This window comes from Streptomyces sp. A0958, assembly GCF_004795035.1.
Taxonomy (GTDB): Bacteria; Actinomycetota; Actinomycetes; order Streptomycetales; family Streptomycetaceae; genus Streptomyces.
Window position 1 is genome coordinate 1 of sequence record NZ_SSBK01000001.1, and the last position, 15,326, is coordinate 15,326.

Genomic DNA, 15,326 nt, shown 5'->3' on the forward strand with positions numbered 1-15,326 from the left:
CATGCGCGGACGCCAACTCGGACGCGTCCCCACCGCCACACACGACACCGACTGAACACCAGCAACCAGACCCGGTGGGTCAAAGTTCGACCGCCCAAACCGGGTCAGGATTCAGCCGCCGCCGACACCGGACTGTATTGCGCATGTGAGCGTGCGGGGCGCACGGGCCGGGTGCGAAGCCTGGGCGCCTGGACTCGCCCTCCGCCCCCGTGCAGGTGGCAGAACCCGTTCCATCCCGACGTGTTCCTGCATGCCTGCCCTCGTCGTGTCACTCCAGCACAACGCCCCATGGGCGGAGTGGCAGAGGCCAGTAAGCCCTGTCTTTCCGTTGACGGTGATTGTCTCTGACGCGGTGCGCCTGGTCCTCAGCCAGCAACAGCCAGCCACGACGGCGGGCCGGCCGATCGATCAGATGCGCGTGTGCCTCGCTGTACCCACGCCGGCTTCAGCGGCGCAGGCCGACCGGGGCCGTGCGCGGCGTGCGAAGCGGGCCCTTTTGAAACAGCAGAGAGGTTGTTACTCGGGCTTGGCTGTGATGCGCCACAGGGGCGTTTCGTACTGCTCCGGGCGGCTGCTGATCAGCAGTTCCCGCAGGCTCTCGCGTTGGGTGCCGCTGTAGTTCAGGGCTTCGGTGAGGCGGCGGAACGTCGTGTGGGTGACTCCGCGGCCGGCGGCCTCCGCCTCGAACGCTGCGAGTTGGGCCAGGACCGTGTCCGGGTTCAGGTCCGTCGGAGGCTGGGCCTTGAGCCGGGCGGCCTTGTTGCGCTCGTAGTCGATCTCCGAGTAGCCGCAGATGTCGCGGCTGTGTGCCTCGGCCTCATCAAGGGTTTCGGTCGTCATGAGGGCGCGGGCGAGCTGGTTGCGGGTGACGGCGTCGTCCAGGTCGACTTCGTGGACGGTCGGGCTCTCGTCCGTGAGGGGGACGGGCAGGCCGACGTCTCGGATCTCGCAGGTTCCGCGGGCGCCTCGGGCAGCCGCGGCGAGCATGCCGGTCGCTTCGGAGGGGTGCCAGTCCAGGACCGTGCCGAGTGCGCTCACGTCTGCCGCGGTGAAGGTGTGGACTAGGCCGCCGAGCATGGGGCGGAAGTCGTCCGGGGGGAGTTCGCCGTCCAGGCCGGGGCCGGCGACCAGGAGTCGGACGGGGGCGTTGACCCGGCAGCACGCAGCGAGCGTGAGCGCGTCGGCCAGGGGGCTTTTCAGTGTGGGTTCGTCGCCCCGGGCCAGGATGTCGCCGCCCACGTCTAGGAGGTCGATCGACGTGGGGGACAAGTAGCTGAGCAGTTCTTCGAGTTGGCGGGTGACTCCTTCCACGCCGTGGTGCGGGTCGATCAGGGCGAAGGTGTGCGGTAGCTCTGCCGCGAGTCTGGGGAGGGTCGAGCCTGCCGGAGCGAGGGGGCGGGCTTCGGCCGGTACTACTTTCACGGCGGAAGTCGTCGAGATTAGGCCAGTGAAGTTGTCGGCCCCACGTGGGCCCGGCAGCGGGTCGATCAGCAGGCGGTCCCACGCGTACGTGAGGACCACTGCCGGTTCCTCGGGACCGTACAGGGCGGCGTCGAGCATCGCGGAGGCCACCGCGTCGCCTCCGCCTCCCGCTGCGACGATCAACCGTGTCATGAGGCCAGCGTACGGATTTGACCGAGGGTTTGAGGTTGATCGGTCACCCTATAGTGGCTAGCGGCCATAGCCACTTGTTGACCTAGGAGGGTGCATGCCGCAGATCGAGGAGACGCAACCGAAGTATCTCCAGATCGCTCATTACATCCGTGACCAGATCCTGCGCGGGGATCTACGACCGGGCGACGAGGTGCCTTCGGAGCGGCAGTTGGCGGTGGACTGGTCCGTGTCCCGGCCCACGGCCGCCCGATCTCTGGAGGCGCTGAGTCATCAGGGCCTGGTTGAGAAGCGTCAAGGCTCGGGTACCTACGTGCGGGATCTCGAAGTCAACCGTCGTGCTCGTGAGTTGTACGGGCGTGCTCGTGAGACCGGGAAGATCTACACCGCCGGCGAGTATGCGGTGATCGCGTCGGCAGGCTGGTTGGACGCGCCGCACCACGTGGTCGAGGCGTTGGGACTCGGCGAAGACCGGCGGGCCGTCCATCGTCGGCGCGTGACGAACGACCAGGATGGTCCGATCAACCTGTCCACGTCGTGGTTCACTCCGGACGTAGGGCGAAGGGCCCCCAAGCTCGTGGAGTCCGAGCGCATCCAAGAGGGAACCCTGCTGTACGTCGAGAACATGACGGGGCGCCAAGGGAGTTACGCGGAAGACCGGATGAGCGCCCGGCATGCCACGGACCAGGAGGCGGAGGAACTCCATCTCGCCCCGGCGGCGGCGGTGCTGATCGTTCACCATGTCGTGTACGACCTCCGTGGGCACCCCCTGGAGTTCACCGAAGCCACCTACCCGCCGCACCGTTGGGCCTTCGAACAGGGTTACCCGCTGTCCTGAAGTCGGCCCCGTTACGAAGAAGCGGTTGCGCATCGAAACTGGCTAATGCCACCATCCAGTAAAGTGGCCAAGGCCACTTGCTGGATGGTGTGGTGAAGCTACGGCCATGACGAAGCGGTGCTGCCTCGACTGCAACGGCAGCGGCAGCGGCAAGGAGTGTGCGCGAGTGACCTTCGTGATCGACCGCTACCCCTGCGAGGACTCTCCTCGCCTCGGAGCGATGACCCTGCATCCGATTCCTGAGTCCGTGCCCCGGGCTCGGCGCTGGTTCCGGAAGTTCATCGCGCCCTACAACCCGGCCTGTTCGGTCGATGACTGCGTCCTGATGATCTCCGAGTTGGTGACCAACGCGGTTCTCTACGGGCGGTCCGACGACGAGTGGGTCGTACGCGTGGAGTGGTTCAGGGACGGAACATCGCTTCGCGTGGAGGTGCACAACCCCGGGACTCCAGCGGGTGTGTGTCTTCGTCGGCCGGATGCCGGTGACGCGCACGGGCGTGGATTACTCCTGGTCGACTCCATCGCCGAGTCGTGGCATTGCGGGCCCAGTCCTCTCGGCGGAACGCTGGTCGCCTTCGTGGTGGCCGACGCCTGGCCTTCGTGAGGGAAGCGGCCCGGTGCGGGTGCCCGCCCGAAAACGGCGTCCGAGGGGCGCCACCACGCGAAAAGCCCCCGCCCCGTGCGGAAGGCGCAAGGCGGGGGCCGACCGGCGAGGTGGGCCGTTACTTCTTGCCCTGGTTCTTCACGGCCTCGATGGCCGCCTTCGCCGCGTCCGGGTCGAGGTACGTGCCGCCCGGGTTCAGGGGGCGGAAGTCCGCGTCCAGTTCGTAGGTGAGCGGGATGCCCGTCGGGATGTTCAGGCCCGCGATGTCGGCGTCGGAGATGCCGTCGAGGTGCTTGACCAGGGCGCGGAGGCTGTTGCCGTGGGCGGCGACCAGGACCGTGCGGCCGGTCAGCAGGTCCGGGATGATGCTGTCGTACCAGTACGGCATCATCCGGATGACGACGTCCTTCAAACACTCCGTGCGCGGGCGCAGCTCCGGCGGGATCGTCGCGTAGCGGGCGTCGTCGCTCTGGGAGAACTCGGTGCCGTCCTCCAGCGCGGGCGGCGGGGTGTCGTACGAGCGGCGCCAGAGCATGAACTGCTCCTCGCCGAACTCGGCGAGCGTCTGGGCCTTGTCCTTGCCCTGGAGGGCGCCGTAGTGGCGCTCGTTCAGGCGCCAGGAGCGGTGGACGGGAATCCAGTGGCGGTCCGCGGACTCCAGCGCGAGCTGGGCGGTGCGGATGGCGCGCTTCTGGAGGGAGGTGTGTACGACATCGGGGAGCAGGCCGGCGTCCTTCAGCAACTCACCGCCGCGGACCGCCTCCTTCTCGCCCTTCTCGGTGAGGTTGACGTCCACCCAACCGGTGAACAGGTTCTTCGCGTTCCATTCGCTCTCGCCGTGGCGGAGGAGGATCAGCTTGTACGGTGCGTCGGCCATGGGTCCGAGCGTAATCGAACCCGTCCGGGCCGCGCGCGACCGGTCATAGAGCGGACAGAGGGGGGCGGACGGGGGAGGGGAGGGGAGGACGGTGCCGGTTTTCGATTGACGGCGGGTGTCAATTGAGTGGCAGGGGCTCCTCGCGGGTTCGTAACGTTCGGATCGTCGGTGGGCCACTTACCTTCGCGGTCCTGTTCCGATGCCATCCGTCGTACGTCCTGGGGGGAACCCGTATGTCTGCCGCCGCCGGTCTCGGATGGGCCACCCGGGCCACCCGGGAAACGGTTTCCGGTCTCCCCAGGGAGTTCTGGTGGCTGTGGACCAGCACCCTGGTCAACCGCCTCGGGGGGTTCGTCGCCACCTTCATGGCCCTGTACTTGACCATGGAGCGCGGCTACTCCGCCTCGTACGCCGGTCTCGTCGCCGCCCTGCACGGGCTCGGCGGGGTCGTGTCCTCGCTCGGGGCCGGGGTGATGACGGACCGGTTCGGGCGGCGGCCCACCATGCTGGCCGCCCAGCTCTCCACCGCGGTGTCGGTCGCCGTGCTCGGGTTCATGGTCCACCCGGTCGCCATCGCCGCCGTCGCCTTCCTCGTCGGCATGGCGAGCAACGCGTCCCGCCCGGCGGTCCAGGCGATGATCGCCGACATCGTCCCCGCGAAGGACCGGGTGCGGGCCTTCTCGCTCAACTACTGGGCCATCAACCTCGGCTTCGCCGTCTCGTCCGCCGGGGCCGGGTTCGTCGCCGAGTACAGCTACCTCGCCGGCTTCGTCGGCGAGGCCGCGATGACCCTGATCTGCGCCGTCGTCGTATTCCTGAAGGTGCCGGAGTCCCGGCCGCAGAAGGCCGCGGCGGCGCGCTCGGCCGCCGGGGTGCCGTCCGACGACGGCGTACGGCTGACCACCGTGCTGCGCGACGGGCGGTTCATGGGGGTCGTCGGGCTGTCGTTCGTGATCGCGCTGATCTTCCAGCAGGGGTACGTGGGCCTGCCGGTGGCCATGGGCGCCGACGGGTTCAGCAGCTCCGACTTCGGCACGGCGATCGCGGTCAACGGGGTGCTCATCGTCGTGCTCCAGATCCCCGTCACCCGGTTCATCCGGAGCCGCGACCCGCGCCGGCTGCTCATCGCGTCCTCGCTGCTGGCCGGGTACGGATTCGGGCTGACCGCCTTCGCGGGCTCCGTCGGCCTGTACGCGCTGACCATCTGTGTGTGGACCGTCGCCGAGATCATCAACGCACCCGTGCAGAACGGCCTGGTCGTCCAGTTGTCGCCCGCCCATGGCCGGGGCCGCTACCAGGGCATGTACACCTTGTCCTGGTCGGCCGCCGCGCTCGTCGCCCCCCTGATGTCCGGCGTGGTCATCGACCACTTCGGAGCCGGGTGGCTGTGGGGGACCTGCGCACTCCTGGGCACCGCCGCGGCCTTCGGGTACTGGCTGCTCATGCGCGACCTGCCGACCGGGGCGGAGGACGGTGCGGAGGTCGCGGCGGAGAGCATCGCGGCTCCCCGGGCCACCGACGCCCCCGCGGCTCCGCCCGCCGTGGAGCAGGCCGGCTGAGACCGCGCGGGGGTACGGGGGCTCAGGCGCCGCCCCCGCACCCCGTACGGCCGGTGCGGTACCCCGTCAGCCCGAGCAGCCCCCGCACTGGCACGGCGCTCCGGACTGGCAGCCGCACCCGCAGCCCGAGCCGCAGCCGCAGGCGCCCAGAACGGTCAGGTGCACCACCTCGGCGGGGGCCTCCTGCTGGGGGTCGGTCATGGGGGAATCGGCCATGGTTCCTCCTCAAGGCGTACGACAGGGCCGCGTGCCCGCACGGGGCCCGCGACCGGGACGGCGTACGGACAGGTCGCGCCGCCCCGCCCCATTGCATGCCCACCCGGACGGGCGCATCAACGGCGCACATGTGCAGGAACGTATGTACGAGCCGTGCGCGCGGGCGTGCGCCCCGACCCTCCGCGCCCCGGCCTTCCCGCGCCCGGGGCCTCGTACACGCCCCGGCCTTCCCGCGCCGCCCGGGGCCTCGTACACGCCCCGGCCTTCCCGCGCCGCCCGGGGCCTCGTACACGCCCCGGCCTCCCCGCGCCGCCCCGCCCGCTTTACGCGCCCTCCACCGGCACCGGCTGCTGGATCTCGTCCGCGTGTTCACCCGTCACCAGATAGACCACCCGCTTGGCCACCGACACCGCATGGTCGGCGAACCGCTCGTAGTAGCGGCCCAGCAGGGTCACGTCGACGGCTGTCTCGATGCCGTGCTTCCAGCGGTCGTCCATCAGGTGCTGGAACAGCGTGCGGTGCAGCAGGTCCATCTCGTCGTCGTCCTGCTCCAGCTGGAGCGCCAGGTCGACGTCCTTCGTGATGATCACCTCGGCCGCCTTCGCCATCAGGCGCTGCGCGAGCTGGCCCATCTCCAGGATGGTGGCGTGCAGGTCGTGCGGGACCGCCGACTGCGGGAAACGCAGCCGGGCCAGCTTGGCGACGTGCTGGGCGAGGTCGCCCGAGCGCTCCAGGTCGGCGCTCATCCGCAGCGAGGTCACCACGATCCGCAGGTCGGTCGCCACCGGCTGCTGGCGCGCCAGCAGCGCGATGGCCCGCGCCTCCAGGTCGTGCTGGAGATCGTCCACCTTCTGGTCCGCGGCGATCACCGACTCCGCGAGCTTGAGATCGGCGTCGAGCATGGACGTCGTCGCCCGGCCTATCGCCGACCCGACGAGCCGGGCCATCTCGACCAGCCCCTCGCCGATCGAGTCGAGTTCCTCGTGGTACGCGTCACGCATGGGATGTCCCTCTCCAGTCCTGAACCGAGGCCGGGGTCGGCTGCGCACCGGCTCCGAAGCCCGCTGAGGGCCGGCGCCGAACCCCACGAAGCCACCGTGACGGCCGTACGCGTCGGATTCCGACCGGCCAAGTGAACCGGTGCTTGCCCCTCGGTGAACTCTGGGCGACGAGTGTCCGAGGGGGCCCCTGCACCGCTGGGAGAGTGTCCGAGGCGCCGCATAACCTGGAGACATGGACGTGAACGCGGCGGTCGCCGCAGCTGCCGCGATCGCCGGGGTCGGTACCGGTGTGATCGCCATGCTGGCGTTCCGCTGGAGCGAGCGCGACCAGAAGAAGCCGACGCGTACCTCCCTGCGGCCCGACGGCAACGCCCCGCTGCCCCCCGGCGTCGACACGGTCCTGTCCGTGCTCAGCTCCTCCGCCGTCGTGCTGGACGAGAGCGACAGCGTCGTCAAGGCCAGCTCCGCCGCGTACGCGCTGGGACTGGTGCGCGGCGGCCGCCTCGCCGTCGAGCCGATGCTGAACCTGGCGCGGGACACCCGCCGGGACGGGGAGATACGCCAGGTCGAGCTGGACCTCCCGCGCCGCGGCACGGGCCGGGGCGAGGCCCTGGCCGTCTCCGCCCGGGTCGCCCCGCTCGGCTCCCGGCTCGTGCTGCTGCTGGTCGAGGACCTCACCGAGGCCCGCCGCATCGAAGCGGTCCGGCGCGACTTCGTCGCCAACGTCAGCCACGAGCTCAAGACGCCGACCGGCGCCCTGTCCCTGCTCTCGGAGGCCGTGCTCGACGCCTCCGACGACCAGGAGGCGGTGGAGCACTTCGCCCGCCGCATGCAGATCGAGGCCACCCGGCTCACCAACCTCGTCCAGGAGCTCATCGACCTCTCCCGGGTGCAGAACGACGACCCGCTGGAGGACGCCGAACCGGTCCGCGTGGACGAACTCGTCGCCGAGGCCATCGACCGCTGCCGGCAGCAGGCCGGCTCCAAGCAGATCACCATGGCCTCCGGCGGCACAGCCGACCTGCGCATCTGGGGCAACCGCGGCCAGCTCGCCGCCGCCCTCGGCAACCTCGTCGAGAACGCCGTCAACTACAGCCCCGCCCGCACCCGCGTCGGCATCGCCGCCCGCCGCGTCGTCGTCACCGGCGGGGACGAGATCGAGATCGCCGTGACCGACCAGGGCATCGGCATCTCCGAGACAGACCGCGAACGGGTCTTCGAACGCTTCTACCGCGTCGACCCGGCCCGCTCACGCGCCACCGGTGGCACCGGCCTCGGCCTCGCCATCGTCAAGCACGTGGCCGCCTCGCACGGCGGGGAGGTCACCGTGTGGAGCTCGGAGGGACAGGGCTCCACCTTCACCCTGCGGCTGCCCGAAGCGGGCTCCGCACGGGACCGCGACCGCCCGTCGGGCGGCCCGCTCATCGTCAACGGCGACGAGGCGTCCGGCCCGGACGCCGCACCCGACACCTGTGAACCATTCCCCGCCCCGGAGGCCCTTCCGTGACCCGAGTGCTTGTCGTCGAGGATGAGGAATCCTTCAGCGACGTCCTGTCCTACATGCTCCGCAAGGAAGGCTTCGAGGTCGCCATCGCGGCCACCGGACCCGACGGCCTGGACGAGTTCGAGCGCAACGGCGCCGACCTCGTGCTCCTCGACCTGATGCTGCCCGGCCTGCCCGGCACCGAGGTCTGCCGGCAGCTGCGCAGCAGGTCCAACGTCCCCGTGATCATGGTCACCGCCAAGGACAGCGAGATCGACAAGGTCGTCGGCCTGGAGATAGGGGCCGACGACTACGTCACCAAGCCCTTCTCCTCGCGCGAACTCGTCGCCCGCATCCGCGCGGTGCTGCGCCGCCGCGGGGAGCCCGAGGAGGTCACGCCGGCCGCCCTGGAGGCGGGCCCGGTCCGCATGGACGTGGACCGGCACGTCGTCACCGTCTCCGGCGGCAAGGTCGACCTGCCGCTCAAGGAGTTCGACCTCCTGGAGATGCTGCTGCGCAACGCCGGCCGGGTGCTCACCCGCATGCAGCTGATCGACCGGGTCTGGGGCGCGGACTACGTGGGCGACACCAAGACGCTCGACGTCCACGTCAAGCGGCTGCGCGCCAAGATCGAGCCGGACCCGGGCGCCCCCCGGTTCCTCGTGACGGTGCGCGGCCTGGGCTACAAGTTCGAGCCGTAGACCGGCCCGCACATGGCTGAGGCGCCTCCCCACGCGGGGAGGCGCCTCAGCCGTATCTCTTACGGGCGTGCCCTGTCTCTTACGAGAGTGCCCTGTCTCTCACGGGCGTGCCGCGTCCTGCGGGCGTGCCGCTCAGCCGGGCTGCTCGGACTCGCTCGTCGTCGACGCCGAACCGGACGGGGTCTCGGACGAGGCGCCCGCCGTCTCGCCGGAAGCGCCCGCCGTCCCGGAGGCGGAGGCGGAGGCGGTCGCCGAGGCCTGCGGCGTCTTCGGCGCCTCGGGCAGCGCGCTGGGGCCGAACTCCTCGAAGTAGCTCTTGGCCGGGACGACGGACGCGCCCAGCGAGAGTTCACCGGTCCGGCTGAACTTGAAGACCAGCGGCTGCACGTTGCCGGTCTTCGTGGCCTCGTCGCCGTTCTCGATCACGGCGGCGGCGTTGCCCTTGCCGCCGAGAACGACCCGGCCACCGGCCGGGACGACGACCGGGCCGGAACCCTTGGCGGCGTGCAGCGCCACGGAGCCGCTGCTGCCCGTCAGGGTGATGGAGTCCAGGGTCTCCGCCTTGGTGCCGGTGTTGAACACCGTGGCGGAGACGACCGCCGGGCCCTTGGTGTCGCGCTCGGGCTGGGTGATGACGTTGACGTTCTGGATCTTGATGTCGCCGGACGAGGTGGCGGCGTTGTCAGGCCTGACTTCGAGCGTCTGCGCGTTGTTGCCCGCACCGCACGCGGTGAGCGCGGTGATGGAGAACGCGATGGCAGTGGCGGCGAGGGCGCCGTGTCGAAGGCTGCGGCTCACGGCGGCGGCAACTCCTTGAACGAGCGGACGGGTACGGACGGGTCGGGCGAGCGGTGTAAAGCCGCCCTAAGGGTCTGTCAGCCGTCAGGGTACCGAGCCCCCCTCGCCGTCCCGCACCCGACCCGCCCCTGACGGGCCCCGGGATCACGGGCCGGAGCGTGTGCGCACATTCGCAGGGCCTTCACATAACGCGCTTGATCAATTCCGCCCGGGCGTTCGTCCGCCGCTTCCACGGCTGTTCACGGACGGTGGCGCATTCCTTGCGCATAATCCGCGCCGCGCCGCACGTTGATCAATTTCATTGGCCATCGGCACTTACCGCCGTACGAGTGATCCATCGCCGAACGGAGTACGGAAAGTTCACCAACCGGAACCCGACAAAACGGGACGTTCAGCCCCTTCGGAGTGGGTCGGAGTGCGTGTAACGTCCGTGTTTCTCCGTCCCCGTACAGCCGCTCCGACCTGCGAATACCGTCCTCCGGAGGTCGTTCGCAGCACGTCCGTGTCGCAGTTGTCAAGCCCCGAGATATGCCCTGACCTGCGAAAACGCCATTCAGGAGAAGCGATTCTCGTGTTACGCTTGATAGCCACGGAAGGGGTACCTGTCACATGACGTTCAAGGTTGGCGACACCGTGGTCTATCCCCATCACGGGGCCGCGCTGATCGAGGCTATCGAAACTCGCCAGATCAAAGGCGTGGACAAGACCTACTTGGTGCTCAAGGTCGCTCAGGGCGACTTGACGGTGCGTGTACCGGCGGACAATGCGGAGTTCGTGGGTGTGCGCGACGTAGTCGGGCAGGAAGGGCTGGACCGCGTCTTCGAGGTGCTGCGCGCACCGTATGCCGAGGAGCCGACGAACTGGTCCCGGCGCTACAAGGCAAATCTCGAGAAGCTCGCCTCCGGCGATGTCATCAAGGTCGCCGAAGTGGTTCGTGACCTGTGGCGTCGTGAGCGTGAGCGCGGCCTCTCCGCAGGTGAGAAGCGCATGCTCGCCAAGGCGCGGCAGATTCTGGTGAGCGAGCTCGCCCTCGCGGAGAACACCAACGAGGACAAGGCCGAGGCTCTTCTCGACGAGGTCCTCGCATCCTGAACCGGACGGCACCGGTCGTAGCGGCCGGATCGTACCGGTCGTAGAAATGTGCTGCGGTGCCCGCTGACCAGCCGTATTCACGGTGTGTCGTCGGGCGCTGCGGCATGTCCGGACCTGAAGGGCATCTCCGGAGCCGAAGTCCGCGTCCGGGCGTCCGGGTAAGCAGGAACGGCGAATTCAAGCCAGTCCTCGTCGGGCCGGTTATCAGTTCCAGCCACTTCCGGTCGGATACCGGCTCTATCCGGTTGCCTGCCGATGATCCCCCGGTATGTGTCCTTGGTACGTTGCTCGCGATCTTGCTGAAGTCGGCGGGTGAGGCCGATCCCGAGCGACCGGAGCATGTCCCGACGCGCCCGGGGTCACGGAAAGGGTCCCGGTCGAGTCAAGGCGCAGCGCCCGGCTCGCTTGTGGCCATACCCACGTCGGCCGTGGACACAAACATGCCGAAGCCTCGGAGTGCAACCGATGTCTGAACAACCGCGTCCTTACCGCACGGCCGCCGTGATTCCCGCGGCCGGCCGCGGCGTACGACTCGGCCCCGGCGCCCCCAAGGCGCTGCGCGCGCTCAACGGGACGCCCATGCTCATCCACGCCGTACGGGCCATGGCGGCCTCCCGCCACGTCTCCCTGGTCGTGGTCGTCGCACCGCCCGACGGCGCCCCCGAGGTCCGCAACCTCCTCGACGAACACGCCCTGCCCGAACGCACCGACTTCGTCGTCGTACCGGGTGGCGAGACCCGCCAGGAATCGGTCAGGCGGGGCCTCGACGCGCTCCCCGACTCCATCTCCGCCGTCCTCGTCCACGACGCGGCCCGCCCGCTCGTCCCCGTCGACACCGTCGACGCCGTCGTGGACGCGGTACGCGACGGCGCACCCGCCGTCGTCCCCGCCCTCCCGCTCGCCGACACCGTCAAGGAGGTCGAGCCCGGGACGCCCGGCACACCCGAACCCGTGCTCTCCACCCCGGTACGCGCACGGCTCAGGGCCGTACAGACCCCCCAGGGCTTCGACCGCGACACCCTCGTCCGCGCCCACGAACAGGTCGCCGTCAGCGGCGAGGGCGCGACCGACGACGCCGGCATGGTCGAACAGCTGGGCACGCCCGTCGTCGTCGTACCCGGACACGAAGAGGCATTCAAGGTGACCCGGCCGCTGGACCTCGTCCTGGCCGAGGCGGTTCTCGCACGCAGGAGGGCGAACGATGGCTTCTGAGACCCCCGAACCCGCGCACCGGGCCGAAGGCCCCGCGCACCGGGCCGAAGACCGCGCCCCGCGCCTCGAAGGCCCCGGACAGCGCCCCGCGCCCGTCATCCCCCTCGTCGGCATCGGCACGGACATCCACGCCTTCGAGGAGGGTCGCGAGCTGTGGTGCGCGGGCCTGCGCTGGGACGGTGAGGGCCCCGGCCTCGCCGGACACTCCGACGCCGACGTCGTCGCACACGCCGCGTGCAACGCCCTCTTCTCCGCCGCCGGCCTCGGCGACCTCGGGCAGCACTTCGGCACCGGGCGCCCCGAGTGGTCCGGCGCCTCCGGCGTCACCCTGCTCACCGAGGCCGCCCGCATCGTCCGCGCGGCGGGTTTCGAGATCGGCAACGTGGCCGTCCAGGTCGTCGGCGTACGCCCGAAGATCGGCAAGCGGCGCGACGAGGCGCAGCAGGTGCTCTCAGCCGCGGTGGGCGCCCCCGTCTCGCTGTCCGCCGCCACCTCCGACGGGCTCGGCTTCACCGGCCGGGGCGAGGGCATCGCCGGCCTCGCGACCGCCCTGGTCTACCGCACCGGCTGAGCCGCCGCACCGGCCGAGCCACCGCATGAGCACCGGCACCACCCCCCACCTCCGCATCCCCACCGGCGCCGCTCTCGCCCCGGCCCCGCCCCCGGCGCGGACGCGAAGCGGGGGAAAGGCCCCGAGGCCATAACAACTGCCCCGCAATCAGCGGAAGGGGCGCGGGGCACTGGTGCGGGCCTACTACCCTTGAGGGGTGACTATTCGCCTGTACGACACCAGCGCCCGGCAGATCCGTGACTTCGTCCCGCTCACAGCGGGCTGCGTCTCGATCTACCTCTGTGGCGCGACCGTCCAGGCCGCCCCGCACATCGGGCACATCAGGTCCGGACTGAACTTCGACATCATGCGCCGCTGGTTCGCCTACCGCGGCTACGACGTGACGTTCGTCCGGAACGTCACCGACATCGACGACAAGATCATCACGAAGTCCGCCGAACAGGGGCGCCCGTGGTGGGCCATCGGTTACGAGAACGAGCGCGCGTTCAACGCGGGCTACGACGCGCTCGGCTGCCTCCCGCCCACGTACGAACCCCGCGCCACCGGCCACGTCCCCGAGATGATCGAGATGATGCGCGGCCTCATCGAGCGCGGCCACGCCTACGCCGCCGACGGCAACGTCTACTTCGACGTGCGCTCGTTCCCCGGCTACCTGGAGCTCTCCAACCAGGACCTGGACGACCTGCGCCAGCCCTCCGGCGAGGGCGAGACCGGCAAGCGCGACCAGCGCGACTTCGCCATGTGGAAGGCGTCCAAGCCCGGCGAGCCCAGCTGGGAGACCCCCTGGGGCCGCGGCCGCCCCGGCTGGCACCTGGAGTGCTCCGCCATGGCGCACAAGTACCTCGGCACCGCCTTCGACATCCACGGCGGCGGCATCGACCTGATCTTCCCGCACCACGAGAACGAGATCGCCCAGGCCAAGGCCTACGGCGACGAGTTCGCGAAGTACTGGGTGCACAACGGCTGGGTCACCATGTCCGGCGAGAAGATGTCGAAGTCGCTGGGCAACTCCGTGCTCGTCAGCGAGATGGTCAAGGCGTGGCGCCCGATCGTCCTGCGCTACTACCTCGGCACCCCGCACTACCGGTCCATGATCGAGTACAGCGAGGAGGCCCTGCGCGAGGCCGAGTCCGCGTTCGCGCGGATCGAGGGCTTCTGCCAGCGCGTCACCGAGAAGGCCGGTGAGACCGTCGTCCCCGCCGCCGAGGTACCGCCCGCCTTCGCCGAGGCGATGGACGACGACATGGGCGTCCCGCAGGCACTCGCGATCGTCCACACCACCGTCCGCCAGGGCAACTCCGCCCTCGCCGCCGACGACAAGGAAGCCGCCGTCGCACGCCTCGCCGAGGTCCGCGCCATGCTCGGCGTCCTCGGCCTCGACCCGCTCGACGACCACTGGGCCGGCGAGAGCGACCGCGGCGACGACCTCCACGGCGTCGTCGACACCCTCGTACGCCTCGTCCTCGACCAGCGCCAGTCCGCCCGCGCCCGCAAGGACTGGACCGCCGCCGACGCCATCCGCGACCAGCTCAACCAGTCCGGCCTCGTCATCGAGGACAGCCCGGCCGGACCCCGATGGACACTCGGCCCGCGCCAGTAGTCCCTCCAAGTGCCGCCCGGCCCGCCGGGCGGCACACTCTCACTTATACGTATGCACGTCTGAAGCAACGAAACAGGTAGGTCATGGCCGGGAACAGCCAGCGCAGGAACCGCCGCACGTCCAACAAGAAGGGCATGCAGGTCGGCAGCGGTGGCCAGCGACGCCGTGGTCTCGAAGGCAAGGGACCGACGCCGCCCGCCTCCGCCCGCAAGGGACACAAGAAGAACCGCGTCGCCAACGCCCAGGCCAAGCAGGCCGCCGCCCGCCGCCCCGCACCCCGCCGCGGCGGCGTCAAGGGCACCTCCGAGATGGTCGTCGGCCGCAACCCCGTCTACGAGGCCCTGCGCGACGGCGTCCCCGCCACCACGCTCTACGTCCAGCAGTACATCGACAACGACGAGCGCGTCCGCGAAGCCCTCCAGCTCGCCGGCGAACGCGGCAACATCCACCTGATGGAAGCCCCCCGCCCCGAACTCGACCGCATGACCAACGGGCTCAACCACCAGGGCCTCGTCCTCCAGGTCCCGCCCTACGAGTACGCCGACCCGCAGGACCTCACCGCCGCCGCCTACGACAACGGCGAGGAACCCCTCATCGTCGCCCTCGACGGCGTCACCGACCCCCGCAACCTCGGCGCCATCGTCCGCTCCGTCTCCGCCTTCGGCGGCCACGGCGTCGTCGTACCCGAACGCCGCGCCGCCGGCATGACCGCCGGAGCCTGGAAGTCCTCCGCCGGCACCGCCGCCCGTACGCCCGTCTCCCGGGTCACCAACCTCACCCGGGCCCTGGAGGCGTACAAGAAGGAAGGCATCGCGGTCGTCGGCCTCGCCGCCGACGGCGAACACACCGTCGAGGACCTCGAAGCCCTCGGCGGCCCCGTCGTCATCGTCATCGGCAGCGAGGGCAAGGGCCTCGGCCGCCTCGTCGGCGAGACCTGCGACTACCGCGTCCGCATCTCCATGCCCGGCGGCGCCGAATCCCTCAACGCCGGTGTCGCCGCCGGAATCGTCATGTACGAAGTCGCCCGCCGCCGCGCCTGACCGCCCGGCCCGGACGGGCCGCGCGGGGGCGCACACGCACGTGCGCGCGCCCCCGCGCGACCCCCCACCACCTGTTGACGGGTCTCGGACACTTCGACACCGTCAAGGCAGTGTCCTAATCAC

At 70.2% G+C, this 15,326-nt stretch carries 15 protein-coding genes; 10 read left to right on the forward strand and 5 right to left on the reverse strand.

The genetic code is table 11. The features are described from left to right. Positions 1-516: 516 nt before the first annotated feature. On the reverse strand, positions 517-1,614 hold the full coding sequence (locus tag E6P78_RS00005; protein WP_136201429.1) for a DUF1152 domain-containing protein: 1,098 nt from the start codon (positions 1,612-1,614) through the stop codon (positions 517-519). Positions 1,615-1,708: 94 nt separating this feature from the next. Between E6P78_RS00005 and E6P78_RS00010 the strand changes: the two genes are divergently transcribed. Together E6P78_RS00010 and E6P78_RS00015 are read left to right on the forward strand one after the other, a co-directional pair. Next, a complete protein-coding gene (locus E6P78_RS00010) occupies positions 1,709-2,449 on the forward strand; it encodes a GntR family transcriptional regulator (protein WP_136201430.1) in 741 nt (246 codons plus the stop codon). Positions 2,450-2,615: 166 nt separating this feature from the next. After that, positions 2,616-3,053, forward strand: coding sequence for an ATP-binding protein (locus tag E6P78_RS00015; protein ID WP_136201737.1), 438 nt, complete (start codon positions 2,616-2,618; stop codon positions 3,051-3,053). Positions 3,054-3,171: 118 nt separating this feature from the next. On the opposite strand, the gene E6P78_RS00020 is transcribed toward E6P78_RS00015, so the two are convergent. Next, on the reverse strand, positions 3,172-3,930 hold the full coding sequence (locus E6P78_RS00020; protein WP_136201431.1) for a phosphoglyceromutase: 759 nt from the start codon (positions 3,928-3,930) through the stop codon (positions 3,172-3,174). A 233-nt stretch (positions 3,931-4,163) separates the two neighbouring features. Between E6P78_RS00020 and E6P78_RS00025 the strand changes: the two genes are divergently transcribed. After that, a complete protein-coding gene (locus E6P78_RS00025) occupies positions 4,164-5,489 on the forward strand; it encodes an MFS transporter (RefSeq protein ID WP_136201432.1) in 1,326 nt (441 codons plus the stop codon). A 66-nt stretch (positions 5,490-5,555) separates the two neighbouring features. On the opposite strand, the gene E6P78_RS32580 is transcribed toward E6P78_RS00025, so the two are convergent. Then, positions 5,556-5,705, reverse strand: coding sequence for a hypothetical protein (locus E6P78_RS32580; protein ID WP_168712519.1), 150 nt, complete (start codon positions 5,703-5,705; stop codon positions 5,556-5,558). A gap of 323 nt (positions 5,706-6,028) precedes the next feature. Then, entirely contained in the window at positions 6,029-6,706 is a 678-nt protein-coding gene (gene phoU / locus E6P78_RS00030) for a phosphate signaling complex protein PhoU (protein WP_018553681.1), read from the reverse strand. A 232-nt stretch (positions 6,707-6,938) separates the two neighbouring features. Here phoU and E6P78_RS00035 point away from each other — a divergent pair, with 232 nt between their 5' ends. Then, positions 6,939-8,213: an ATP-binding protein gene (locus E6P78_RS00035; RefSeq protein WP_136201433.1), complete on the forward strand. Its 1,275-nt coding sequence runs from the start codon at positions 6,939-6,941 to the stop codon at positions 8,211-8,213. Then, a complete protein-coding gene (locus tag E6P78_RS00040) occupies positions 8,210-8,890 on the forward strand; it encodes a response regulator transcription factor (protein WP_136201434.1) in 681 nt (226 codons plus the stop codon). The genes E6P78_RS00035 and E6P78_RS00040 overlap by 4 nt, the downstream gene beginning before the upstream one ends. A 132-nt stretch (positions 8,891-9,022) precedes the next feature. Here E6P78_RS00040 and E6P78_RS00045 read toward each other — a convergent pair whose 3' ends face one another. Further along, the gene (locus E6P78_RS00045; RefSeq protein WP_136201435.1) at positions 9,023-9,688 is read right to left on the reverse strand and encodes a copper chaperone PCu(A)C; all 666 of its coding nucleotides are present in this window, start codon (positions 9,686-9,688) and stop codon (positions 9,023-9,025) included. Positions 9,689-10,297: 609 nt separating this feature from the next. On the opposite strand from E6P78_RS00045, the gene E6P78_RS00055 reads away from it, so the two are divergent. From E6P78_RS00055 to rlmB, 5 genes are all read left to right on the forward strand, one after another. Beyond that, positions 10,298-10,780, forward strand: coding sequence for a CarD family transcriptional regulator (locus tag E6P78_RS00055; RefSeq protein ID WP_006380568.1), 483 nt, complete (start codon positions 10,298-10,300; stop codon positions 10,778-10,780). Between the two features lie 465 nt (positions 10,781-11,245). Beyond that, positions 11,246-11,992 (forward strand): 2-C-methyl-D-erythritol 4-phosphate cytidylyltransferase, encoded by a 747-nt coding sequence (gene ispD, locus E6P78_RS00060; RefSeq protein ID WP_136201436.1) that lies wholly within the window; start codon positions 11,246-11,248, stop codon positions 11,990-11,992. Next, positions 11,982-12,563 (forward strand): 2-C-methyl-D-erythritol 2,4-cyclodiphosphate synthase, encoded by a 582-nt coding sequence (gene ispF, locus E6P78_RS00065; protein WP_240798979.1) that lies wholly within the window; start codon positions 11,982-11,984, stop codon positions 12,561-12,563. Before ispD ends, ispF begins: the two co-directional genes overlap by 11 nt. A gap of 196 nt (positions 12,564-12,759) precedes the next feature. Next, positions 12,760-14,163, forward strand: a complete 1,404-nt coding sequence (gene cysS, locus E6P78_RS00075; protein ID WP_136201437.1) for a cysteine--tRNA ligase — start codon at positions 12,760-12,762, stop codon at positions 14,161-14,163. Positions 14,164-14,246: 83 nt separating this feature from the next. Beyond that, positions 14,247-15,203 carry a 23S rRNA (guanosine(2251)-2'-O)-methyltransferase RlmB gene (gene rlmB / locus E6P78_RS00080; protein ID WP_136201438.1) on the forward strand — a complete coding sequence of 319 codons (957 nt, stop codon included), beginning with the start codon at positions 14,247-14,249 and terminating at the stop codon, positions 15,201-15,203. The last annotated feature ends 123 nt before the right edge of the window (positions 15,204-15,326 follow it).